Origin of the sequence: Thermosulfuriphilus ammonigenes, from assembly GCF_011207455.1 — a bacterium.
Classification (GTDB): Bacteria; Desulfobacterota; Thermodesulfobacteria; order Thermodesulfobacteriales; family ST65; genus Thermosulfuriphilus; species Thermosulfuriphilus ammonigenes.
In genome coordinates this window covers 1,913,554-1,937,002 of the sequence record NZ_CP048877.1, presented here as the reverse complement: position 1 = coordinate 1,937,002, position 23,449 = coordinate 1,913,554, and the positions used below count along the sequence as shown (strand labels likewise).

General features: G+C 50.4%; 24 protein-coding genes and 2 tRNA genes. 19 read left to right on the top strand and 7 right to left on the bottom strand.

Going from position 1 to position 23,449, the window contains the following annotated elements; translation table 11 throughout:
- Window positions 1–1,899 carry a PAS domain-containing hybrid sensor histidine kinase/response regulator gene (locus G4V39_RS09475; protein WP_166032700.1) on the top strand — a complete coding sequence of 633 codons (1,899 nt, stop codon included), beginning with the start codon at window positions 1–3 and terminating at the stop codon, window positions 1,897–1,899.
- Here the strand turns inward: G4V39_RS09475 and G4V39_RS09470 are convergent.
- Both G4V39_RS09470 and G4V39_RS09465 read right to left on the bottom strand, forming a co-directional pair.
- The gene (locus G4V39_RS09470) at window positions 1,896–2,735 is read right to left on the bottom strand and encodes an HDOD domain-containing protein (protein WP_166032699.1); all 840 of its coding nucleotides are present in this window, start codon (window positions 2,733–2,735) and stop codon (window positions 1,896–1,898) included. The two genes, G4V39_RS09475 and G4V39_RS09470, sit on opposite strands and share 4 nt — an antisense overlap.
- Window positions 2,732–3,208 carry a chemotaxis protein CheD gene (locus G4V39_RS09465; RefSeq protein WP_166032698.1) on the bottom strand — a complete coding sequence of 159 codons (477 nt, stop codon included), beginning with the start codon at window positions 3,206–3,208 and terminating at the stop codon, window positions 2,732–2,734. The genes G4V39_RS09470 and G4V39_RS09465 overlap by 4 nt, the downstream gene beginning before the upstream one ends.
- Window positions 3,209–3,283: 75 nt before the next feature.
- Here G4V39_RS09465 and nfi point away from each other — a divergent pair, with 75 nt between their 5' ends.
- A complete protein-coding gene (gene nfi / locus G4V39_RS09460) occupies window positions 3,284–3,976 on the top strand; it encodes a deoxyribonuclease V (RefSeq protein WP_166032697.1) in 693 nt (230 codons plus the stop codon).
- Here nfi and G4V39_RS09455 read toward each other — a convergent pair.
- Complete coding sequence (locus G4V39_RS09455; protein ID WP_166032696.1) at window positions 3,939–4,865, bottom strand: ATP-binding protein; 927 nt, start codon at window positions 4,863–4,865, stop codon at window positions 3,939–3,941. The two genes, nfi and G4V39_RS09455, sit on opposite strands and share 38 nt — an antisense overlap.
- Window positions 4,834–6,087 (bottom strand): YhjD/YihY/BrkB family envelope integrity protein, encoded by a 1,254-nt coding sequence (locus G4V39_RS09450; protein WP_166032695.1) that lies wholly within the window; start codon window positions 6,085–6,087, stop codon window positions 4,834–4,836. Before G4V39_RS09450 ends, G4V39_RS09455 begins: the two co-directional genes overlap by 32 nt.
- A gap of 97 nt (window positions 6,088–6,184) precedes the next feature.
- On the opposite strand from G4V39_RS09450, the gene G4V39_RS09445 reads away from it, so the two are divergent.
- Window positions 6,185–6,261: transfer RNA gene (locus G4V39_RS09445), tRNA-Met, on the top strand.
- Between the two features lie 18 nt (window positions 6,262–6,279).
- Window positions 6,280–6,355 (top strand) — tRNA-Cys (locus G4V39_RS09440).
- A gap of 14 nt (window positions 6,356–6,369) precedes the next feature.
- Here the strand turns inward: G4V39_RS09440 and G4V39_RS09435 are convergent.
- Window positions 6,370–6,645, bottom strand: a complete 276-nt coding sequence (locus G4V39_RS09435) for a hypothetical protein (RefSeq protein WP_166032694.1) — start codon at window positions 6,643–6,645, stop codon at window positions 6,370–6,372.
- Window positions 6,646–7,074: 429 nt separating this feature from the next.
- On the opposite strand from G4V39_RS09435, the gene G4V39_RS09430 reads away from it, so the two are divergent.
- From G4V39_RS09430 to G4V39_RS09385, 10 genes are all read left to right on the top strand, one after another.
- Window positions 7,075–7,542 carry a cytochrome c3 family protein gene (locus G4V39_RS09430; RefSeq protein ID WP_166032693.1) on the top strand — a complete coding sequence of 156 codons (468 nt, stop codon included), beginning with the start codon at window positions 7,075–7,077 and terminating at the stop codon, window positions 7,540–7,542.
- 2 nt (window positions 7,543–7,544) lie between these two features.
- Complete coding sequence (locus G4V39_RS09425) at window positions 7,545–8,309, top strand: 4Fe-4S dicluster domain-containing protein (protein ID WP_166032692.1); 765 nt, start codon at window positions 7,545–7,547, stop codon at window positions 8,307–8,309.
- A gap of 5 nt (window positions 8,310–8,314) precedes the next feature.
- Window positions 8,315–9,583 carry an NrfD/PsrC family molybdoenzyme membrane anchor subunit gene (nrfD, locus tag G4V39_RS09420; protein WP_166032691.1) on the top strand — a complete coding sequence of 423 codons (1,269 nt, stop codon included), beginning with the start codon at window positions 8,315–8,317 and terminating at the stop codon, window positions 9,581–9,583.
- A 169-nt stretch (window positions 9,584–9,752) separates the two neighbouring features.
- The gene (locus G4V39_RS09415; protein ID WP_166032690.1) at window positions 9,753–10,085 is read left to right on the top strand and encodes a Rho termination factor N-terminal domain-containing protein; all 333 of its coding nucleotides are present in this window, start codon (window positions 9,753–9,755) and stop codon (window positions 10,083–10,085) included.
- A gap of 11 nt (window positions 10,086–10,096) precedes the next feature.
- Window positions 10,097–10,996, top strand: a complete 900-nt coding sequence (locus G4V39_RS09410) for a phosphoribosylaminoimidazolesuccinocarboxamide synthase (protein WP_166032689.1) — start codon at window positions 10,097–10,099, stop codon at window positions 10,994–10,996.
- On the top strand, window positions 10,986–11,921 hold the full coding sequence (locus tag G4V39_RS09405) for a ParB/RepB/Spo0J family partition protein (protein WP_166032688.1): 936 nt from the start codon (window positions 10,986–10,988) through the stop codon (window positions 11,919–11,921). Before G4V39_RS09410 ends, G4V39_RS09405 begins: the two co-directional genes overlap by 11 nt.
- Window positions 11,922–12,082: 161 nt before the next feature.
- Window positions 12,083–13,009, top strand: coding sequence for an SPL family radical SAM protein (locus tag G4V39_RS09400; RefSeq protein ID WP_246169660.1), 927 nt, complete (start codon window positions 12,083–12,085; stop codon window positions 13,007–13,009).
- Entirely contained in the window at window positions 13,002–13,625 is a 624-nt protein-coding gene (locus tag G4V39_RS09395) for a thermonuclease family protein (protein WP_166032687.1), read from the top strand. The genes G4V39_RS09400 and G4V39_RS09395 overlap by 8 nt, the downstream gene beginning before the upstream one ends.
- Window positions 13,604–14,254: a MarC family protein gene (locus G4V39_RS09390; RefSeq protein ID WP_166032686.1), complete on the top strand. Its 651-nt coding sequence runs from the start codon at window positions 13,604–13,606 to the stop codon at window positions 14,252–14,254. The genes G4V39_RS09395 and G4V39_RS09390 overlap by 22 nt, the downstream gene beginning before the upstream one ends.
- 15 nt (window positions 14,255–14,269) lie before the next feature.
- A complete protein-coding gene (locus G4V39_RS09385; RefSeq protein ID WP_166032685.1) occupies window positions 14,270–15,310 on the top strand; it encodes a histone deacetylase family protein in 1,041 nt (346 codons plus the stop codon).
- Here G4V39_RS09385 and G4V39_RS09380 read toward each other — a convergent pair.
- Entirely contained in the window at window positions 15,237–16,856 is a 1,620-nt protein-coding gene (locus G4V39_RS09380) for an ArnT family glycosyltransferase (RefSeq protein WP_166032684.1), read from the bottom strand. The genes G4V39_RS09385 and G4V39_RS09380 overlap by 74 nt on opposite strands.
- Before the next feature lie 142 nt (window positions 16,857–16,998).
- Here G4V39_RS09380 and G4V39_RS09375 point away from each other — a divergent pair, with 142 nt between their 5' ends.
- Window positions 16,999–18,141 carry a 3-deoxy-7-phosphoheptulonate synthase gene (locus G4V39_RS09375; protein ID WP_166032683.1) on the top strand — a complete coding sequence of 381 codons (1,143 nt, stop codon included), beginning with the start codon at window positions 16,999–17,001 and terminating at the stop codon, window positions 18,139–18,141.
- A 10-nt stretch (window positions 18,142–18,151) separates the two neighbouring features.
- The gene (locus G4V39_RS09370) at window positions 18,152–20,086 is read left to right on the top strand and encodes an aconitate hydratase (protein WP_166032682.1); all 1,935 of its coding nucleotides are present in this window, start codon (window positions 18,152–18,154) and stop codon (window positions 20,084–20,086) included.
- Here the strand turns inward: G4V39_RS09370 and G4V39_RS09365 are convergent.
- A complete protein-coding gene (locus tag G4V39_RS09365; protein ID WP_166032681.1) occupies window positions 20,083–20,544 on the bottom strand; it encodes a phosphate-starvation-inducible PsiE family protein in 462 nt (153 codons plus the stop codon). The two genes, G4V39_RS09370 and G4V39_RS09365, sit on opposite strands and share 4 nt — an antisense overlap.
- 271 nt (window positions 20,545–20,815) lie before the next feature.
- Here G4V39_RS09365 and rho point away from each other — a divergent pair, with 271 nt between their 5' ends.
- The 3 genes from rho to prfA are packed head-to-tail and all read left to right on the top strand — an operon-like array spanning window position 20,816 to window position 23,449.
- A complete protein-coding gene (gene rho / locus G4V39_RS09360) occupies window positions 20,816–22,063 on the top strand; it encodes a transcription termination factor Rho (RefSeq protein WP_166032680.1) in 1,248 nt (415 codons plus the stop codon).
- Window positions 22,064–22,122: 59 nt separating this feature from the next.
- Complete coding sequence (gene rpmE, locus G4V39_RS09355; protein ID WP_166032679.1) at window positions 22,123–22,344, top strand: 50S ribosomal protein L31; 222 nt, start codon at window positions 22,123–22,125, stop codon at window positions 22,342–22,344.
- A 7-nt stretch (window positions 22,345–22,351) separates the two neighbouring features.
- Window positions 22,352–23,449, top strand: a complete 1,098-nt coding sequence (gene prfA / locus G4V39_RS09350; RefSeq protein ID WP_166032678.1) for a peptide chain release factor 1 — start codon at window positions 22,352–22,354, stop codon at window positions 23,447–23,449.

Sequence of the window (23,449 nt, the reverse complement as noted above, 5' to 3'; positions counted from 1 at the left end):
ATGGATCTCAAGGATTTTTTAGCTATTTTGGACCAGACCTTTACCCATTCACCTATCGGTATCTGTCTTCTGGATCGAAACCTTGTCATCAGGTGGGTCAGCCCCAGCTACTGTGGTTATCTGGGGCTTGAGGCCCAAAACCTAGTGGGAAGACATCAACCAGAGCTGATAGAAACCCTTATAGCTCCCCTGTTTGAAGATCCTGACCGGTTTCGAAGCCTGGTAGCGATCTCCTACCAAAGACGAAGAGGGACTTTCTCCTGTCACATTCTTCCGAACGGCTGCCGAGAGGAACGCTGGTTGGAAAGGCATCTTTATCCCATCGAAAAGGGCCCCCTGGCCGGAGGTCTAATTGAATATTATAGCGATATAACCAGCCTCAAATTGGCCGAAGCCACCTTAAGAGAAAGGGATCACCAGCTTCAGGATCTTTTTGACAACGTCAATGATCTCATCCAGAGCGTCGATGCCCAGGGACGCTTTGTCTTTGTCAACCGACGCTGGCAGGAAGTCCTGGGTTACTCCGATGAGGATCTGGAACACCTGACCATCTTTGACATTATTGATCCCCAGGAAAAAGATCATTGTCTTTCCCTTTTTCAGGACCTCAAACTTCAGGGGCCTCCCAGCCTTCAGATAGAGACCACCTTCAAGACCAAGACCGGTCATCTCGTAACCGTCGAGGGGAACATTACTGTCCGCCGCGATGAGGGAGGAAATTTCCTCTATACCCGGGGTATATTTCGTGATGTAAGTGAAAAAAGGCGCCTTGAACATCAGCTCAGACAGGCGCAAAAGATGGAGGCCGTAGGTACTTTAGCTGGAGGCATTGCCCATGACTTCAACAACATCCTTACCGGAATCATCGGACACCTCGAACTGGCAATGCTTCGCCTTCCTAAAGACTCTCCGGTGACCAAAGACCTTGAAACCATTAGGGGACAGGCCGAAAGGGCCGCCGGCCTGGTCCGTCAACTTCTGGCCTTCAGTCGAAGGCGCATGCTGGAGTTTGAGACCCTGGATCTCAATCAGATTGTCCGGGAGATGGCCGGCATGCTCTCTCGAATAATCGGGGAAACGATTAGTTTACAATTGGATCTGGCCCCCAATCTTCCCCCAATTTATGCCGATCGCTCGGCTATCGAGCAGATTATCCTTAATTTATGCGTAAATGCCCGAGACGCTATGCCCCAAGGGGGTGTCCTCACCCTGAAAACAAGGGCTGTGACAGATCCCCTTAGAAAAGGCCCGGAGCGCATCTTTCTTGAAATCAGCGATACCGGGACAGGCATGGAAAAGGAGGTCTTAGAGAGGATCTTTGAGCCCTTTTTTACCACCAAAGATCCAGGCAAGGGTACCGGGCTGGGTCTTTCTATGGTCTATGGTTTAGTGGAGCAGCACCGAGGAACCATCCAGGTAAGAAGCGAGCCGGGCCGTGGAAGCACGTTTACCATTCTCCTGCCTGTCTCCTCCGAGGTCGCTCTCTCCCGGGCCCAGATCTCTTACGCCAAACCTCGTCTAGAACAACTCAGAGGCCAGGGGCGGGTTTTGGTGGTAGAAGATGAGGCCGCCTTAAGGACTCTCATCAGAGAGGCCCTGACCGAAAAGGGATATGAGGTTATCTTGGCCCACAGCGGAAAGGAGGCCCTGGAATATCTCTCCAGGGAACGAGTGGATCTTATTGTCTCTGATGTCGTTATGCCTGAGATCGGAGGGCGAAGGCTTTATGAAATACTCAGATCCCGGGGAGACCAGACCCCCTTCCTCTTTATTAGCGGCTACAGCCTCTCTCAGCTTGACAGTCAATTCCTGGGCCGGGAAGATATTATCTTCCTGGCCAAACCCTTTAGTCTCCAGACATTTCTGACGCTGGTAAAAGAAATCTTAGAAGGGCTTTAGCGGAAAAGCTCTTGGGCCTCTTTAGTTCGAAAATTGAGCTCTATCAGCAAGAACTCAAAATCTCTTCTCTTCAAACCAAATCGGCTTAGAAGTTCGCCCTCGTACTTATAGGCCAGACCATCGAGGCCCACTCCATAACCTAAAGAAAGGGTAAGAATATTGGCCAGGGCCACAATGCCCGTAAGGGTGTCTTCCAGATAGACCTCAGGACGATGATGATTCCCTACGGCCCTGACAATCTCCTCTGGAAAACGCCACCGGGCCAAGACCTCCGCTCCTAGCTCGGCATGATCAACTCCCAGAACAGCTCTTTCAGCCTCATTAAAAGACTGCCCCTCACAGACCAAGGTGATGATCTGGGAACATTTCTCCGAGACAAAGAGCCCCAGAAGTATCTTACCGATGTCGTGGAGAAGAGCGGTGGTGAAAGAAAAGGGTTTAGCGGCCGAAACCACCTCTTCCTGGATAAGATCAGCGGCCATGGCTGCCGCCATAGAATGTTCCCAAAGATCGCGATCAGCCAGCTCGTAACCAATAACCGGACGCTTAAGATAATAAGAGGCACAGGTGGTGACAATGATGTCAAAGAGTCTCTTCTGTCCCAAAAGGGAGACGGCCGTGGTCAGGGAAGAGACCTTACGAGGAAGCCCAAAGAAGGCAGAATTGCAGAGACGCAAGACATTGGCCGTAACCCCGGGGTCAAAGCGGATTACCGCCACCAGATCCTCCACCGTGGTATTGGGTTCTTGAATTAAATCCATAACCTTCTGGGCCACCTGGGGAAATGGTGGCAACTTATCTATCTGTTTGTAAATCTCCTGAGTGATTCCCTTCATAGGTCAAATTCCTTAAAGCCGGGGATCCGGACGGTCACCCTGCCGGTGCCGATCTCCAGGCGGATAGTCCGGTTGGCCCGACCACCAACGTGTTCGGCGACGATAGCCAAACCCTGTTCCCAGAGGAGATTGCGAAGAACGACGTAATTTTTTCGGCCAATCTGGAAAAAAGAATCCCCCATTATCTGGGCTCCACCGGCCACCTTGACTTGGAGATCGTTTTTATGGGCCCCCAAGGACAAAATATTCTCTATAAAACGAGGCACAGCGGTGTCGGCAAAGATAAAGGGGTTCTCCTGGGCCCGCTGCGGATTTAGACTGGAATCAGGGAGCATATAATGGAGGATTCCCCCCACTTTGGCCACCGGATCATAAAGGACAAGACCTATACAGGAACCCAACGATGGAGCCACCAGGATGGTACCGGGCTCCCGGGAGGCCCTCATATCAGCCACATCGACGATTATTTCCATACCCTGGTCACTCACCGGCAGACCCCTTTTGGCCTTCTGGGTTTTATTTCGGCCATTTTGTGTTTGGCTATAATCATGGAGGAAAAATTACCCACTTCCCTGGATAAAAAACTGCTTCCAGCCCTCTCCGCCCTTCAGATAAGGCTCTCGCTGAGGGTCAGATTAACCCCTTTAGCGCAAAACATAGAAACGGTGGCAGGCTGTGATGTAGCCTTTACTAAAGAGGCCGCCGTGGCCGTGGCGGTGCTTTACCGGCTCCGAGATTTAAAGCTTTTGGAGACCGCCCTTGCCAGGGGACCGGCTCCCCTTCCCTACATCCCCGGCTTTTTATCCTTTAGGGAAACCCCTTGCTTGCTTAAGGCTATAAGAAAACTGAGACAGAAGCCAGATGTCATCCTCGTCGATGGTCAGGGAATCGCCCACCCTCGAGGCTTGGGCCTGGCCAGCCATTTAGGCCTTATGCTGGGAATCCCCAGCATTGGTTGTGCCAAGTCCAAACTGGTTGGCAGTTATAAAGAACCAGCTCCTGAAAGGGGGTCTTTAAGCTGTCTTTTTTTACACCACCGGCCCGTGGGGATGGTTGTCCGCACCAGAGCCAGGGTACGGCCAGTCTTTGTTTCTCCCGGACATCTAATAACCTTGGCCGAAGCTGTCCAGATCGTCCTTAAACTTAGCCCTCGTTACCGGCTCCCGGAACCCCTTCGAATGGCCGACAGGCTAACGAAGCTGGCTAAGAAAGGCCGGCTTCGGCCCGGAGACGACAAATAAGACAGGGATCATTCACCGCCGGCTCCTGACAGCGGGAGCAGGTAACCAGGGGGCGCTCCATAAAATGGTCAACGTCCCGATGGAAGATGGGATAGGCCTTGCGAAGGTACTCAAGATAAAAACGACGTTTGGTCCCCGGAAAGACCTCTTCCAGACGATCCATCTCCTCGGCGTAGGTCAGACGGGTGGCATTCTCGGAGAAAGGACAGGGATCAGCCAAAAAGTCTATGTCGTTGAGTTCGGCATAAAGACGAATCTCCCGAACGCTGGAGCGGCAGAGAGGTTTGGCCTTGCGAACAAAACCAGCCCCTTCAGGAAGGACAGGGTATTTTCGGGCCAGGTACTTAAGGCTCCAGTTGATAACATTAGAAAGAAGGCTTGAGGCCTCATCATCTAGGTTGTGTCCGGTAACCACCACTTGGTACCCCATCTCCTTGGCCAGTTTATTAAAGAGGGCCCTTTTTATGGAGCCACAAAGAGAACAGACCTTGCGGGTCTTTTTTTCCAGATCGGGTAAAACCAACCCGATAAGATCCTTTAGGAAAAGACGCTGGAACTTAAGGCCATGGATGGCGGCAAAATCCCGCCCCTTCAGATAAGAGAGTTCAGAAAAATCCGGAATTCCTAGATCCAGAAAGACCCCATCAGCCTGATAACCAAGACGGTTAAGGACCAGCCAAACGGTGAGGCTATCTTTACCCCCTGAGACCCCCACTAAAATTCGATCCCGGGGACCAAACATTTTAAATTGCCGAATTGTCCGGGCCACCTGTCGCTCAAACCAGGCGATGTAATCATCTTTACAGAGGGCCAGGCGATGTTCCCGAAGGTAGATGGCCGTGGGTTGACGGCAAACCTTACACCGGTAGGTCTTTTGACTCTTTTTCATGGTCATCCCCCTTCGCCTGAGTAATCCGGTGCACTAAATCCTTGAGCCTCATCTCCCCCCAAGGGTTTTCCCTCATCTTCTGCCAGAGGTTCAGTACCTGGGCTGTCCTCTGGCCTTCTGGAGGGGGAAGGGCCTCAAAATTTGGCAGAGCAGTCACCGCCGCGAGGAGGTCTTTTATCCTGATTTTCTCGGGATCACAAGCGGGAAGAAGACGTTCCTCTGTGGCTTCCTTGATAAGAAAACCGGCCCTCATCAGACGGGAGACGACTTTTTCCACCAAGGCCACCGGTAGGCCATAGGCCTCAACAATCTCGGCTACCGTAGGTCCAGGGCGTCCAAGAACAAAGGGCTCGGCCGCTGAGACCCCCACAAGAAGGGCACAGAGCTCCAGGCTGTCTGGCTCCTCCTTGAGGCCTTCAGCATAAAAAAGGCGCCGGCGATATTGAAAAACATAGGCCACTTCAGCCCCAAAGAGAATAACGGCCCAGGAAACAAAGAGCCAGAGCATAAAAAGGGGGATAACAGAAAGGGAGCCATAAAGCTTAGAGTAGGTAACTACTTTGGCTGTATAAAGGGCATATCCCCAGGCCGCAGCCTGCCAGAGAATATCGCCAACCAAGGCCCCCAAAGCCGCCGCCCCCGGTCTTACTCGAATAGCTGGAAGGTAGTAGAAGATCCCCCACAGGAGAATGAACATGGAGACGTAAGGTATAACCTTAAGAGCAGTAGAGTAAACTAGGCCTTTGCTCACCCAAAAATGGATAAAATAGACCATGACCAAAAGAGGCACGGCAATAAGCAAAGGACCAAGGGTAAAGCCTGTCCAGTAGATAACGATACGGGTAAAAAGGGGCCTTCTTTCTTCCGTCCTCCAGATAAAATTGAGGATATCCTCCAGCTCGGTAAGAAAGAAAAAGGCCATGATGGCCAGAATTATCATACTGGCCGACCCGAGGGGGGCATTTTGGGCCTTAATCGTCAGGTCCTTGATTACACTAGAGACCCTTTCTAGGGCTCCAGGATTAAGAATCTCAGAGATATATTGATAGATAAGATCCTCGATTTGAGAGAATCCCCCAAAAAGTTTAACGATAGCCAGGCCGATAGCCAGGACCGGGATAAGGGAAAACATGGTCATATAGGTTAGGGCTTGAGCACTTATAAGACACCTGTCAGCCAGAAACTTTTTGACCACCAGACGAATAAATTTCAAAAAAGCCAACGCCTTACCCCCTGTAAAATTTGCTGTGTCTTTCATTATTGGGGCTGGTGTAGGTCTTGACAAGGGATCAAAAATTGGCTCAACTTATACCGGCTTCGGCGGTGTAGCTCAGTTGGTTAGAGCATGCGGCTCATATCCGCAGAGTCCGGGGTTCGAGTCCCTGCACCGCCACCAAGAAAAGGTGCCCATCCTGGCGGCGTAGCCAAGCGGCTAAGGCGACGGTCTGCAAAACCGTTATTCCGGGGTTCGAATCCCCGCGCCGCCTCCATAAATTTTCTTTTATCAGGCCCGCCGTTTAAAGGCCCAAAGCATATGACTACGAGGAAATTCTCTTAGGATCAATCTTTCAAGGAGTTTTTGAAACTCCTTGCCGCCTTGAGTAAAAAAGTCCTCCTTAAAAAAGCCCCTTTCCTCCAAGCGAAACCCTTCTTTCGTCCGCACCACTCTAATGAGTCGGTTACGCTTTTTACAGAGAAGGTCAAGACACTCCCCAGGATGTAGTTGTCCACTGTGCCTGAGAACCCAAGACAAAGCCTTATCAATAGATATTCTGGCCATAAAAGAAACCAATATTATTTAAATATTTTTTCTTTCTTTAAAGAATTCGAAGCCTTTTTTCAAAAGGCAACCGTAGGATGAGATGAAATGCTTTCTTTTGCAACAATATTACTCCCAAACAACCAACCTGGAAACCTATCCTTATAATATAGGGGCCCCAAAAACAAATCCTGTTTCTTCTCCAAAAAAGGAATCCAAAAATTTTTCAGAGAAAAATATTGTCTCTGCCTTAAAACCTTCAATGTCAAATTAATGGATATCTTCTTATAAAAGAAAAGGCGATTATAAAGTGTCAGACAAATTTAATCTATTCTTTAACAGAAAGAGACAAATAATTTCTTATACTTGACAAGCCATTTCGCCTGCTTTAGGTAAACAACGCTATAGCTGTCCGGGATTGTAAAAAAAGACACATGGTGGAGATGAGATATGAAGAGTCGTCACTACTTGAGACCGGTATTTCTGGCTTTAGGCTTGATCATTGTACTTTTAATCGTCAGGTTTTTCCTAACTCCTCCCGATTTTGGTATCCATGGACGCAATTTCACCTATGGTTTCTTTAGACTTAGCAACATTGATGAGTGGAAGGCTTTCACTGTAAAATATAAAGGTCAACAAACCTGCGCTGAATGTCATCCAGAAAACTACGAAGAACACGAAAAGTCCAAACACCGCATAATCCAGTGTGAAAATTGCCACGGCCCGGCCCTTAATCACCCTGATGATCCTGAGACCTTGCCCATAGACACCAGTCGGGCCCTTTGTCTACGCTGTCACGCCAAACTCCCCTACCCCAACAAAAGGGGACAACTACCGGGAATCGACCCTCAAGAACACAATCCCGAGGCAGCTTGCAGTGAGTGTCATAATCCCCACAATCCTAACCTGGAGGAATAACCATGAGCTCTAGACGGAAATTTCTCAAGGCACTGGCCGGAACCCTGGCGGCCACTGTTCCCTTGAGCGCCTTTCGTTTTTTGAGTCCGGCCGAGGTTCGGGCCTCCATTAAGGGGAGCCGAATCCGGTGGGCCTTTGTGGTGGACACCACAAAATGTGTCGGCTGCGGCTTTTGTGTTAAAGCCTGCAAAAAGGAAAATGAAGTTCCCTATGACGCCCCCATCACCAGAACCTGGGTAGAGCGTTATGTCATTACCAAAGATGGAAAGGCCCATATTGACACCCCCAAGGGAGGAAGGGATGGCTTTACCTCTCCCAAGATTCGGGAAGAGGTTATTCCTCCTGAGGAAATCACCAAGGCCTTTTTTGTTCCCAAGCTTTGTAATCAGTGTGAAAACCCGGCCTGTGTCCAGGTCTGTCCTGTAGGGGCCTCCTACCAGACCCCTGAAGGAGTGGTCCTGATTGATCGCAAGTGGTGCATTGGCTGTGGTTACTGTATCATGGCCTGCCCTTATGGGGTTCGCTTCTTTCATCCGGTCTATAAGGTGGCCGATAAATGCACCTTCTGCTACCACCGAATCAGCAAAGGCATGAAAACCGCCTGTGTCCAGGCCTGTCCCTTTGGAGCTCGAATGATAGGCAACCTTAAGGACCCCAATGACCCGGTAACCAAAATTGTCCTTACCCAAAGGGTAGCTGTTCTTAAAGATGAATACGGCACCAAACCACAAGTCTATTACATCGGTTTTGATTTCAATGTGAGGTGATAGCCATGCAAGAGCTTTTTGTACACGGGGCTGAGTGGACAACTAAGGAACTTTTTGTCTATCCTAATGAATTTATTTACTGGAGCATCCAGATCGTCATGTATCCCTATATGACAGGTCTGGTGGCCGGGGCCTTTGTCCTCTCCTCGCTGTATCATGTTTTTGGCCAAAAGGATCTTAAGGATCTGGCCAAGTTTTCCTTAATCTTTTCGCTAGCCCTTATTCCGGTGGTCCCGATGCCACTTCTCCTCCATCTCCAGCAACCGACAAGGGCCATTCATCCGCTCCTGACTCCCCACTTTACTTCAGCTATCTCAGCCTTTGGGTTTGTTCTCTCAACCTATACCCTTATAGTTTTTAGTGAGATCTGGTTTGCCTATCGAACATTCTTTATCTCTCAAGCCCAAGAACTTAAAGGAAAACCGGGTCTGGGTAACCAGATAAAGGCCTTTATCTATCGCCTTCTTACCCTGGGCTCATATGATATAAGCCCCCAATCCATCTCTGTGGATAAGAAGGCGGTCAAGATCCTAGCCGGAGTGGGCATCCCGGTGGCCTGTTTTCTCCATGGTTATGCCGGGTTTATCTTTGGTTCGGTTAAAGCTAACGCCCTCTGGATGTCTCCCCTTATGCCGGTGATCTTCATTATGTCGGCGGTAGTCTCTGGTATTGCCCTTTGTATGCTCACCTATATTGTGATTATGGAGTGGCGCCAGTATCGCAGCCGTCGTCCAGGAGGGGCCGGAGAACTAAGGGCTCAGGAAATCGGCGGTGTAGAAATGGACATCATCAAGAAGGCCTCCCGCTATCTTTTGGGCTTTCTGGTGGCCGCCATCTCCCTTGAGCTTCTTGACCTCATCTTTAGAGGCTACACGGCCCTTAAATCCTGGGAGATCCTTCGCTCTGTTATGTATGGTAAAGATTTCGTTAATATATTTATCCTCCAGTATGGTCTTGGTAATCTCGTGCCCTTAATACTTCTGCTTTTACCCAGATTGACCATTCGCCGCGTAGTGGTAGCCCTGATTCTCATCCTCTTTGGAGTCTTTATGATGCGCTGGAATGTTGTTATCGGCGGTCAGGCTTTTTCTCTCTCTTTTGCCGGCTATATGCACTACCACCTGCCCATCATCCCTCACAATTGGGAAACCTTCAAAGAGGGACTTTTCGGAGCCCTTTTGGTGGGCATAATGCCTTTTATCTTCTTCTGGCTGGTAAATAAGATCATCCCGGCCATCAACTATACGTCAACAAGCCCTTCACAAAACTCCTAAACCGACCTTCTCCCCAACAAAAGGGGGGGTGTCCAAGACACCCCCCTTTTTTATTTACTAATGAGAGCGACTACTTGGTGCCCCCATCTTATAAGGGCAAGGGTTGAAAGACGCCTCCATTGGGGTATAAAAGGCCAACCCAGACATAAAAACAAGGAGGCTTTGGAAGATGAGTGAAGAGGCCAAGAAGCTAGAAAAACCCCTGGAAAAGATGACCGTCAAAGAACTTAGGGCCATCGCTATGGAAATACCGGAGATAACCGGTGTTCACGCTATGAACAAGGAAGAACTCATAGCGGCGATTAAGGAGGTCTGGGGTATCAAGGACGAAAGGTCTCCCAAGGCTGGCTCCATGAGGGAGCTTAAAGCCAAGATTAAAGAACTACGCCGTCTAGCTGAAGAGGCCAAGGCCAAGGGGGATAAACTCCTCTGGCAGAGATATCGTCGTAAGGCGATTCAGCTCAAAAAGAAAACCCGCCGACTGGCCAAAATGGCTGGCTAGGAGGATCACAAATGGTGGTCTTTGAGACAAACTTTCCGGGACTTAAACTTGTTCATCGAGGCAAGGTGCGTGATCTCTACGAGATTGATGACTATCTTCTCCTGGTAGCTACCGATCGAATCTCTGCCTATGATGTCGTTATGCCCACCCCTATTCCTGACAAGGGGAAAGTCCTCACCCAGATGTCCCTTTTCTGGTTTGACTACCTTAAGGATATTGTGCCCAATCATCTGGTAACCGCTGATGTCAATGCTTATCCTGCATCTTGTCTCCCTTATCGAGAAGAACTATCCCGGCGGAGTATGTTGGTGGTCAAGGCTGATCCCCTGCCGGTAGAATGTATCGTCAGGGGTTATCTTTCTGGATCGGCCTGGGCTTCTTACAAAAGGGAGGGAGAAGTATGTGGGCTTAAACTTCCCCCGGGCCTCCGGGAATCTGATCGTCTTCCCGAGCCTATCTTTACCCCCTCTACCAAAGCCGCCCAGGGAGAACACGATGAAAATATCACCTTTTCCCAAATGGCTGAAATAATCGGCCAAGATATGGCCAACAAAGTCCGGGATATCTCTCTTGCTATCTATTTAAAGGCCTCTACTTATGCCGAAGAAAGGGGTATCATCATTGCTGATACCAAGTTTGAATTCGGTCTCAAGGATGGTGAGCTTATCCTTATCGACGAAGTCCTCACCCCGGATTCTTCTCGCTTCTGGCCTCGGGAAGAGTATGAACCCGGCCGACCTCAAAAAAGCTTCGATAAACAGTTTCTCAGGGATTGGTTGGTTTCTATCGGATGGAATAAGCGCCCCCCTGCCCCGGAGCTACCAGAAGATATTGTCAAAAAAACGAGAAACAGGTACATTGAGGCCCTAAGACGCCTTACGGGGGAGGATTTCGGGGACAATGCGTTATAGAAGTATTCCAATTGAAGAAATCGACTTAGAAGATCATACATTTGTCATCAGCTTTGGTTTTGACTTGACCCCACTTAAAGCCTCCATTGACCTTCTGGGAATAATTAATCCCCCTACCCTGCGTCAAAAGGATCCTCGGAGCTATCAAGTAGTAACCGGATACAAACGTCTCCTTTGCGCCCGGGAATTGGGTCTCGCCAGGGTTTCCTGCCTTATCCTTCCTCCCTTGATCGACGATCTCTGTGCCCTGATGATTGTCCTTCACGAAAATCTCTGCGGGCGGGGCTTAAATCTAGTAGAGAAGGCCCATCTGACCCTCAGGTTTCTGGATTATCTTCCGGAAGAAGAGGTTCTCAAGGGAATCCTTCCTGCTCTGGGCTTTAAACCCCATCCGAGAAATCTTGAATTCTTGCGAACGGTGGCCTTCCTTGAACTCCCCCTTAAAGAGGCCTTAGCTCAGGGTCGTCTCAATGAAAATATAGTCCCCGATCTCCTCCAGCTCTCTGAAGAAGAGCGCCAGGCGGTCTTTGAACTCTTCAAGAAAATCTCCCCCTCCTATAGCCGCCAGCGGGAGATACTGGAGATGCTCCGGGATCTCGCCCAGATAGAAGACCATCCGGTCCACGAAATTATTACCTCTCCGGAGGCCAATCAGATTTTGACCAGCGATCTTTCTCCCAAAGAACGAGGAGAGAGGTTCTTTTACTGGCTTAAACGCCGCCGTTACCCTCGCCTCTCGGAGCTGGAAGAACGCTTCATGGATTTTTGCCGTCGGCTCAAGTCGCCAGGTATCCGAATCAAGCCTCCCCCGGCCTTTGAAAGCGATGAGTGTACCCTTTCCCTTTCCTTCCGAAACATGGATGACTTAGAAAATAAATGGCGGCAATTTGCCCAATGTCTTAAAGGCAATCAGGAAAGCCGTTGAGACCCCTGACCCTTCAAGGCATTTTTCTTGACCCCAGGGTTAAAGAGGCACCCATTTGTGCCAAAATTCTGGACCGTCAAAGATGGGTCCCGGTTAGGCTTGTCTCCTCCCCTCCCCTCCCTAAGGGGGATCCCTTCGATTTTGGGAAAAGGCGTCTCTTTATGACCCTCGGCGAGGGAAGAGCCCTTCGCCCCTGCCCGGGGACAAAAAGATATATCTGCTGTGGCTACCAGATCCTTCATCTCGGAAGTGGCTGCCCCTTTGATTGCACGTACTGTATCCTTCAGGTCTATCTCAGCAATCCTTATCTGACGGTCTTTACTAATGCCCCAGAGATAATCAAACAGGCCCAAAGGGAGATAACGGCCCAGAGAAATAGGTTTTTTCGTATCGGCACCGGAGAGTTTATGGACAGCCTGGGCCTTGAACCCATCACCGAATTGGCCCCTCTTCTGGTGGAAACCTTCTCTGACCTTGACAACGCCTGCCTAGAGCTGAAGACCAAATCCGTCTTTATTGATCACCTCCTCCAATTGCCTCACCGAAAAAGGACCTTTCTTTCTTGGTCTCTTAATAGCCCTGAGATATCTGAGTCCGAAGAGAAAGGGACCCCGTCCCTTGAAGAGCGCCTTCAGGCGGCAGTTCGAGCCGCGGAAGCAGGATATCCTCTGGGTTTCCACTTTGATCCCCTGATCTACTATCCTGGCTGGCAAAAGGGATACCAGAAAACCCTTGTCCTCCTGAAGGATTATCTGGCTGGCGCTACCGTGGCTTGGATCAGCCTTGGCGCCTTAAGATTCATGCCTTCCCTTAAGGCTGTCGCCCGAAAACGCCATCCAGAGACCCGCATTTTTCTCGGAGAATTTATCCTTGGCCTTGATGGGAAAATGCGCTACTTGAGACCTATCAGGGTGGAGATGTATCGCCGTCTTTATGCTGAACTTAAAGAGATCTTCCCGGAGACAACCATCTATCTTTGTATGGAAAGCGAACTCGTCTGGCGAGAGGCCCTGGGGATGAACCCTCGACAGGCAGGAGGGCTGGCCCAAATGCTGGACAACGCTGCCCGGAGGGTTATCTATGACTAGGCTCTGGAAGACTGCGGTTGTTTTCTTTGTTCTTCTTTCCTTTGCCACCGGAGCCGGGGCTAAAGCCTGGAGACGAGTTCGAGCTGTCATTGATGGCGACACCATTATTGTTCGAGGAGAGACCCGCGTCCGTTATGCCGGAATAAATGCCCCTGAGATCGCCCATGATGACCGCCCTGGAGAGCCCTTAGGAGAAGAGGCCAAAAAGTACAACGCCAAGCTACTCAAGGGCAAAAGGGTTCGTCTGGAATACGCCAAAGAAAGATATGATCGTTATGGTAGGGTTCTGGCCTATGTCTTTCTCCCGGATGGGACTATGGTCAACGAGGCTATGGTAGCCGCCGGTCTGGCCTATGTCTGCTATAACCCCCCAAATGATCGCTATATCTCCCGCCTTCTGGCCGCCCAGCGGCGGGCTATTGAGGCCAGACGCGGCATATTTGGTCTCCGCGTCCGGCAGGAGCCCTATTACATCGGCAACACCCGTACCTTCCGTTTCCATCGACCAAACTGCCCCTTTGGTCAGAAGACCTCTCCCAGGAATCGCTATATCTTTAAGTCACGTCTTGAAGCCTTCTATTACGGGTATTGTCCATGCCGCCGCTGCCGCCCCTAGAAAAAAACCTTCAGGCCTGGATAACCGCTCTGGTTTCTATCTTCATCATTGTTGATCCCTTGGGCAATGTACCCCTTTTCCTCGCCCTGACTATTGATTATCCCCGGACAAAAATCAGAAGCACTATTAAACGGGCTGTACTTGTAGCTACTGGAGTCCTGGTGATCTTTTGTCTCGCTGGAGAGGTCATTCTTAAGTTTTTTGGCATCAGGGTACCTACCTTTCGGGTGGCCGGAGGAATCATTCTCTTTCTTATTGCCTTAAGGATGATCCAGGCCCTGCCTCTTCTTACCCGCTCCTCCCCTCAAGAGACCGATCAGGCTGGCCGGGAAAGAGAAGACGTAGCCATTGTTCCCCTGGCTGTCCCTATTCTGGCCGGACCAGGGGCCATAACCACGGTAATGGTTCTTTCTGGCCAGGAGTCCAAATTCTTGGTAATCGTCTCCATATTGGTAGTTATGGTGCTTACCTACATTATACTAGCCCGAGCAACCTGGGTGGCCCGGGCCTTAGGAGCCACCGGGATGGGGCTCTTTACCCGAATCATGGGGCTTATTCTGGCCGTCATTGCCGTAGAGTTTATCGCTACCGGTCTGGGAGAGCTCTATCCTGGATGGACGTCTCCTTAACAAAGGAGGTCATCGATGAAAAAGACTGGGGTGATCCTTGACGAACGCTTTCTGAATCACGATCCGGGGCCCTTCCACGTAGAAAGCCCGGAAAGGCTTAGAGTCATCTATCAGCGTCTGGAGGAACCAGAATTCAGGGATCGCTTTAAAAAGCTCTTCCCCCGAATGGCTCGAGAAGAAGAGCTTTGCTGGAATCATACCCCGGAATATGTCCGAAGGATCGCCTCCCTGGCCGGAAAAGAGGCCGAACTTGACCCTGACACCAGGGTATCACCCGGAACCTGGGAGGCCGCTGTTTTAGCCGTTGGAGCAGTCTTTACAGGGATAGATGCCATCCTCAACAAGCATATCCACAATGGCTTTGCCCTGGTAAGACCTCCAGGCCACCACGCTGAGGCCAACCGGGCCATGGGATTCTGCATCTTTAACAATGTAGCCTTGGGGGCCCACTATGCCAGAGAAGCCCGAAGTCTTTCCCGAATCCTTATTATTGATTGGGATCTTCATCACGGAAACGGAACTCAGTGGAGCTTTTACGACCGGGATGACGTGCTTTATTTCTCCACCCATCAGTTTCCCTACTATCCAGGAAGTGGCTCCTTAAAAGAAATAGGCCGAGGCCAGGGAGAAGGGTTTACGGTTAATGTACCCCTTCCGGCCGGCTGTGGTGACGGAGAATATCTGACCATCTTTAAGGAAATTCTTGTTCCCGTAGCCCGGGCCTTTAAGCCTGAGCTTATTCTTGTCTCTGCCGGCTTTGACCCCTACTACGCTGATCCTTTAGGAGGCATGATGGTCACCCCGGTGGGGTTTGCCTACCTGACCCGAATCCTTATGGAGTTGGCCGACGAAGTATGTCAGGGACGACTTCTCCTCTGTCTTGAAGGAGGCTACAATCTAGCCGGCCTCAGGGATTCCACTATGGCCTGTTTGCTGGAGCTTCTGGGAGAAAGCCTCATCCCACCAGAGAAGGAAAAGGAGCTTAAGGCCTGCCAGGTCTCTCTCCCGATAATCGAGGAGGTAAAGAGGCTTCATCGGGCCTACTGGCCTCTTTAGGTGGTATCCGGTAGAGGATGATCGTTCCTAGAGAGCTATCAGGAAAGACTCCCAAGGGCTGAAGGTATTTGTCGGCCACAGCCCTGATAGTTTCCCCTCGGCGACCAAGGGTCTTCTCTTCCCAGACAAAATAGGCCACTTTCTCCTGACGAAGGACCTGGGGAAGATTTTGGGGATTTGAGGTCAGTTGTCGGTAGTTAACCATAGAAAGATAGCAGATAGCCGGCCGCCGGAAGTAGTTAACGTAAAAGAGAATATACCAGGAGGTAGTGGCAATCTTTACCGGACGGTGGTGTCTTTCTAAGCGGTTGATTACCCTGGCGGCCTTAAGAAAGGGAATCTTATTTTTGCGTCTGAGCTTATGAATATCTACCAGGGGAAAGGATAGGAGAAGGATAAGAAGAAAAACAAAGACCTTTTTCTGCCTTTTGGGCCAACGATCAAGAAGCCATTCAAGACCAAGGCCCACAAAGACATAGGCCGGAAGAACAAAGACAATCACATAGCGTTTGGTGATGGCCGGAAACTTATAAGCCCAGAAGAGGAGAAGCAAAAAGGCCAACGCTGAAAGAAAAGATAAATAGGCCACCAGGGGCTCTTTAAGGCGACTCTTTGCCCTGGCCATCCCCAGGCAAAAAATAGGCCCCAGCCCGGATATAGCGGAAAAAATCTTATAGACGAGGATCTCTAGGGGAAGGATCCAAAGCGTCTCCCGGAGGTATTTCCATAAGGGGGCCCCTGTCTTCCGGGCGAGGGTATCAAACTGGCTATACCAGTGGTGATAACTTGAGTGACGTTTGATAAGACCTATTCGGTGCTCAAAATACAGATGATAAAGAGAAAATGTCCCCTCTTTATTCGAGAAAAGGGGAAGAAAGAAAAGCCCAAGGACCATCAGAGGGGGAAGGGCAAAAAATAAAAGGGCCTTGGGGGGGCTACAGCCCTGCCCCCGGCAGAGAAAAGGGATAAAAAGAAAAGTCCCCGGAAGATAAACCAGGGCCTCGATACGGCTCGAAGAGGCCAGAAGGAAGGAAATCGAAGCCAAGGAAAGCCAGAAGGGCCTCTTCTCCTGCCCAAAACGCCCCACCAGGTAAAACCCCATCAGGGAGAAGAACCAGAAAGGGGGGCCCTTGAGGACATCAAGGCTCCGCTTGACAAAGAAGGGGAGAAAGGCATAGGCCACAGCCATAAGGAGGGCCACCCGGGAAGAGAATAGCTGGCGCGACAGAAGATAAAGGGGAACCGTTCCCGCCAGAGTCCAGAAGACAGAGCTCATCTGCCCGGCCAGGATCCAGTCTCCCACCAGCTCATAGAAGGGAATAATAGAGAGGCTGGAGAAAGGAATAAAATTATAGCGACACCTCACAGCCTCTTCCCAGGCACCGGCCAGTATCTTCTGGGCGTGATAGATATAGAAAAAGCTGTCTTCAGCGATGACCGGAGTTCGCCAGAAAACAACCAGACGCACGACCATGGCCCCCAGAAGAACCAAAGACAAAACCAGCCATGGTCGCTCAATTAATGGTTTTGTTTGAAATTCTCTCATCAAACCCCCGGAAGCCTCTAGATATTATTAAAGCCTCCCCTTAGCAAGCCCTTTTGTGCCGGCCAGCTATTCTCTAAGTTGCCGGTTTTGAGTCCTGGTGGTATAGGGAGGCAAAATTTATTTTACGGGAGGCAGAGGGGCGATGATTATCATTCTCAAGCCAGAAATCAACAAGGAAAGTCCGGAGCTAAAGAAGCTTTTGAGCTTTCTGGATAGATATGAAGGGGTCAAGATTCGCTTGGCCGAATTTGAGGGAGAAACTCGTTCCGTACTTGAGGTTCACCTCATCGGCAACACGGACTCCATTCCTCTGGAAACTGTCCAGGCCCTCCCAGGGGTAGAGAAGGCCATCAGAGTTTCGGCCAAATATCGCCAGATAGGTCGCCATGGAGACCTTGAGGCCATTGGTTTTACCTACAATGGGATCAAAATCAGCCAGGATACCTTTCATATCTTTGCCGGCCTCTGCGCCGTGGATACCAAAGAAAATGCCGAAAAGATCTTTGCTGCTCTGGCCAAGGTCGGTATTGAAACCGCCCGCATGGGGGCCTACAAACCCCGCACCAGCCCTTATGACTTCCAAGGCCATGGAAGACAATGTCTTCCCTGGCTTTTCGAAATGGCCGGCAAATATGGCATTAAGATCATCGCCATGGAGGTTTTAAGCCCTCATCACATAGAAGAGATAAACCGGGCCCTAGAGGAAGCCGGCCATCCCACAGGCGTGATGCTCCAGATTGGCACTCGCAATGCTCAAAATTTCGAACTCCTTAAGGCCGTAGGGTCTCAGCACGAGCATCCTATTCTATATAAACGGGGGATGGGCCTTACCCTGGAGGAATCCCTTAATGCCTGTGAGTACATCGCCAGTGAAGGTAACCGCAATATAGTCTTCTGCCTCCGGGGAGTAAGGACCCACCTCGGAGATCCTCATCGCAATCTGGTAGATTTTGGTCATGTTCCGGTGGTCAAACGTCTGACCAGACTACCTGTCTGTGTTGATCCCAGTCATCCCATCGGCTCCCGAGTTGCCGCTCCTGATGGTATCATGGACATCTTCCATGTGGCGGCCCAGGGGGTAATCGCCGGAGCCAACATTGTTCTGGTGGAGTTTCATCCCTGCCCTGAGGAAGCCCTCTGTGATGGGCCTCAGGCTATTACCCTTGAAGAGCTTCCTCACTTTGTAGAGCATATGCGGATCGCCAGAAAGGCCTATGAAGACCTGCGTTCTTTGGCCTCACGAGTAGCGGTTTCCAAGTGGGATCCCCAGACGGCCGTAGCCTAGGAGGAGAAAAATGGCCTATACAGTCGCCGAAAAGATCCTTAAAGAGCACCTGGTTGAGGGAGAACTTAAACGAGGAACCCCTATCGCCATCCGAATAGACCAGACTCTCACCCAGGACGCCACGGGGACCATGGCTCACCTTGAATTTGAATCCATCGGGATTCCCCGGGTAAAGACCGAACTGTCAGTTTCTTATGTAGATCACAACCTTCTTCAGACCGACTTTAGAAACGCCGACGATCATCGTTTTCTTCAATCTATCGCCGCTCGCTTTGGCATCTGGTTTAGCCGTCCGGGCAACGGGATCTGCCATCAAGTCCACCTGGAGCGCTTTGCCTGCCCGGGGAAAACCCTTCTCGGCTCAGATAGCCATACCCCTACCGCCGGAGGCTGCGGTATGATTGCTATCGGAGCCGGCGGTCTAGATGTGGCAATGGCCATGGCCGGCTTTCCCTTTCATCTGATAATGCCCAAAATCATTGGAATCCGTCTTACCGGAACTCTTCCCCCCTGGGTTTCAGCCAGAGACGTGGCCCTTGAAATGTTAAGACGGCTGTCAGTCAAGGGAGGGTTGGGCAAAATCCTGGAGTATTTCGGCCCGGGAGTAACCAGCCTCTCCGTACCTGACCGGGCCACCATAGCCAATTTAGGGACCGAAATGGGAGCTACCACCAGTGTATTTCCCTCTGATGAGGTCACCAAAGCTTGGCTGGTGGCTCAGGGGAGGGAAAAAGATTTTAAGGAAATCTTACCCGATGATGGGGCCCGCTACGACGAGGTTATCGAAATAGACCTCTCAACCCTTGAGCCCCTTATCGCCTGCCCCTCTTCCCCTGACAATGTGGTACCGGTCTCCCAAGTAGCCGGAAGGCCGGTATCCCAGGTAATCATCGGCTCCTGTGCCAACAGCTCTTTAAGAGACCTGCTCCTGGCAGCCAAGGTCCTTGAAGGTCGATCAATCCACCCGGAGGTCTCCTTTGAAATAAATCCTGGTAGCCGGCAAGTGTTAGAAAATCTTGATGACCTGGGGTACCTTAAGCCCCTTATCCACGCCGGGGCCAGGATTCATCAGTCTGGATGTCTTGGCTGTATCGGCATGGGACAGGCTCCGGCTACCGGAACTATCTCCTTAAGGACCTTCACCCGCAACTTTCCCGGCCGAAGCGGAACCAAAAATGATCAGGTTTATCTCTGTAGCCCTGAAGTGGCCGTGGCCGCCGCCATAACCGGCAAAATCACGGATCCTCGCCAGCTTGGTTCCCCACCGACCATCGAAATTCCTTCAAGCTTTATCGTAAATGACAACATGATTATTCCTCCTCCCGAGGATGGTTCTGGAGTGGAGATTATCCGCGGCCCAAACATCAAACCTCTTCCCCAGTTTGATCCTTTACCGGAAGATCTTAAAGGAGTGGTTCTCCTTAAACTGGGGGACAACATTACCACAGACCACATTATGCCGGCCGGCAGCAAGATCCTGCCTTTAAGAAGTAACATTCCGGCCATAAGTGAATATGTCTTCTCGGCCATCGACCCTCAGTTCTCCTCCCGAGCCCTGGAGACCAAGGAAAAGGGAGAAGGGGTGTTTATTGTTGGTGGTGAAAACTACGGCCAGGGTTCTTCTCGGGAGCACGCCGCTTTGGCCCCCCGGTACCTCGGGGTCCGAGCCAAACTTGCCAAGAGCTTCGCCCGGATTCACAAGGCCAATTTAATCAATTTCGGCATTCTTCCGGTGATCTTTGCCGATCCTGCCGACTATGACCGGATTCAAGCTGGTGACCGTCTTGTCTTTCGTCAGGTTCGGAAAGCCTTGGAGACGGGAAGGGATACAATAATCATAGAAATTGAAGGCGGGGGAGAGATTCTTGGCCGCCTCGATCTTACAGATCGAGACCGCCGTATCCTTTTGGCTGGCTCACTCCTTAACCTGGCCCGACAGGCCTAGGCAGTCTCTCCCCGACGCCTAAGGAGGATAATCCCTAAGATGAAAACGCCAATTAGAGCTGCCAACACGCCCAACTCTAGCATATATTGATTAAATCTTTGGCTACTGATGAATTCCGTAGGCGGATGGGCGATCTCAAGAGAGATAATCAGAATTCGACGCACGGAAGCCATTACCCCGACCACCAGGAAGGGCTCTATGGTGAGGATATGTCCTTCGCAGGTGAAAAGAATGGTATGGAGTATCTCCATGAGCATCATGGCTAAAAGCACTCGATCAAGAATAAAAAAGATCTGACCCAGGGTATCCCCTTGGAGGTGGAAACGATGCCAAGAGGTGATAATATCTCCCAGGGTAAAAATAGTGGCCATAACCAGACAGAGAACCAGAAAGAAATAGAGTCCGCGCTCGATCTGGCGATAAAAACGACAAAGTTCTTCAAAAGATAATCTTTTCATGCCCGATCCCCCCTTCAGCTCCAGAACTGATTAAGAACGGCCCTTAAAAAGCGATTTAAAAAATGGTGTTTTTGATGGATGAATTCAAGCTTGACGAAAGGGAAAGATAGAGATATTTTGATAATGTCTGCCAATATAACCCGCAGGATTAATAAAATCTTACCAAAAGCCCGACCTCCTTTAAGAAGCCCTCAGAATGTAGGCTAAAGAGTCGGGGCAAAATACCAGGCAGATAATCCTAGGCCAAACCAAAGAAAGAGGTTTAGAAACCATGAACTTAACGGAACTGAAGCGTAAACCTATAGGAGACCTTTATGAACTGGCTCAGGAGCTGGGGATCGATGGAGCCAGCTCTATGCGGAAGCAGGAACTTATCTTCGCCATCCTCCAGGCCCAGATGGCCAAAGAAGGGGTAGTTTATGGCGAAGGGGTCTTAGAGGTTCTCCCTGAGGGATTCGGTTTCCTAAGGAGCCCAGATTCCAATTATCTCCCCGGACCAGACGACATCTATGTCTCCCCCTCGCAGATAAGACGATTTGGATTGCGAACGGGAGATACAGTCTCTGGGCAGATTCGTCCCCCAAAGGAAGGAGAACGTTATTTTGCTCTGCTCAAGGTGGAGTCTATCAATTTTAGTGATCCGGAGACAGTCAAACATAAGATAATGTTTGACAACCTAACCCCTATTTATCCGAACGAATGGCTCCGCCTGGAAACCGACCCTGACAACTATTCCACTCGAATTATTGATCTTTTTATCCCCATTGGTAAAGGCCAGCGAGGCCTTATCGTGGCTCCCCCAAGAACAGGAAAGACTGTTTTACTTCAAAATATTGCCAACGGAATCACCCGTAATCACCCCAATGTTTATCTAATTGTTCTCCTTATTGATGAGCGTCCTGAAGAGGTCACCGATATGCAGCGTTCAGTACGGGGGGAGGTTATTAGCTCAACCTTTGATGAACCGCCCCAGCGTCACACCCAGGTGGCCGAGATGGTTATCGAAAAGGCCAAACGGCTGGTAGAACACCGTCGAGATGTAGTCATCCTGCTTGATAGCCTTACCCGACTGGCCCGGGCTTATAATACCGTTACACCTCCCAGTGGGAAGCTCCTTTCAGGGGGGCTTGATGCCAACGCCCTTCACAAACCCAAGAGATTCTTCGGAGCGGCCAGAAATATCGAAGAAGGTGGCAGCCTGACCATTATTGCCACCTGTCTAATAGACACCGGAAGCCGGATGGATGAGGTTATCTTTGAAGAGTTTAAGGGTACAGGGAACATGGAAATTCACCTTGACCGCAAACTGGCCGACAAGAGAATCTTCCCCTCCATTGACATCAATAAAAGTGGCACCAGGAGAGAGGAGCTCCTTTTGCCCCCCGAGGTGCTCAACCGGGTTTGGATCCTGCGCAAGCTTCTCTCACCCCTTAACCCTGTAGATACTATGGAGTTTCTGCTGGAAAAGATGGACGGAACCAAAAACAATGCCGAGTTCCTGGCCTCCATGAGCAAATGATCTTGCAAGATGGTCTATAGATGGCTAAATAGCAGAGGACAAAGATAAGGAGGCAAAAGATGAAAAAAGGCATACACCCCAAATACTATGAAAAGACAGTTATTCGTTGCGCCTGTGGCAATGAAATCATTGCCGGCTCCACCCAAAAGGAAATCCGGGTAGAGGTTTGTTCAAACTGTCATCCCTTCTTTACCGGAAAACAGAAGTTGGTGGACACCACCGGTCAGGTAGAGAAATTTCTTAAGAAATACGGCTTGGAGAAGCCAGATTTCTTAAAGTAAAGAGAGCATGAAACTTTTAAGCCCTTATCTCAAAAGACTGGATCAGGTCGAGGAGCGCTATCGGGAGCTTGAAGAGCGCCTTGGGGATCCGTCTATCTTCTCCAGGCCCGAAGAGTATCAAAAAATAGCCAAAGAAAGAGCTGCCCTCACAGAGATTGTCGAGACCTATCGCAAATATAAAAACCTTCTTAAACAGCTGACTGATAACCGGCAGCTTCTTGATGATCCTGACGAGGAGATAAGAGAGCTGGCCAAGACAGAAATAGAAGAACTTGAACCCCAGGTGGAAGAGCTTGAAAGGCGTTTGATGATTCTCCTCTTACCTAAGGATCCTAACGACGAACGGAACATTCTTCTTGAAATCCGGGCCGGAACCGGTGGAGAGGAAGCGGCCTTGTTTGCCGCTGACCTTTTCCGTATGTACTCCCGCTATGCCGAACGTAAGGGATGGACTATAGAAATCCTTGATGCCAACCCTACAGGGATTGGTGGCTTCAAGGAAATCATTGCCCTTGTTCGTGGGAAAGGAGCTTATAGCCGACTCAAGTATGAAAGCGGCGTCCATCGGGTCCAGAGGGTTCCAGAGACTGAGAGTCAGGGACGCATTCACACCTCTGCCGTTACGGTAGCCGTACTCCCAGAGGCTGAGGATGTAGAGGTTGAAATTGACCCCTCAGAACTCCGTATTGATACCTACCGGGCCAGTGGAGCCGGGGGGCAACACGTCAACAAGACCGAATCTGCCGTCCGGATCACCCATATCCCTACAGGTATTGTGGTTCAGTGTCAGAATGAGCGAAGCCAACACAAAAACAAGGCCCAGGCCATGAAGATTCTCAAGGCCCGGCTTCTTGAGCTTCGGCGCCGAGAGCAAGAGGCCAAAATTCGCGATACCCGCCGTAGTCAGGTGGGCACCGGAGACCGAAGCGAACGTATTCGAACCTATAATTTCCCCCAGGGACGAGTCACTGACCACCGCATTGGTTTAACCCTCTATCGCCTGGAAGATATCCTCGATGGCGACCTTGAGGAGATCATCGAGGCTCTCATTACTCACTTCCAAACCGAAGCCCTAAAGATGCAGGCCGAAGAAATGGCCGCCTAA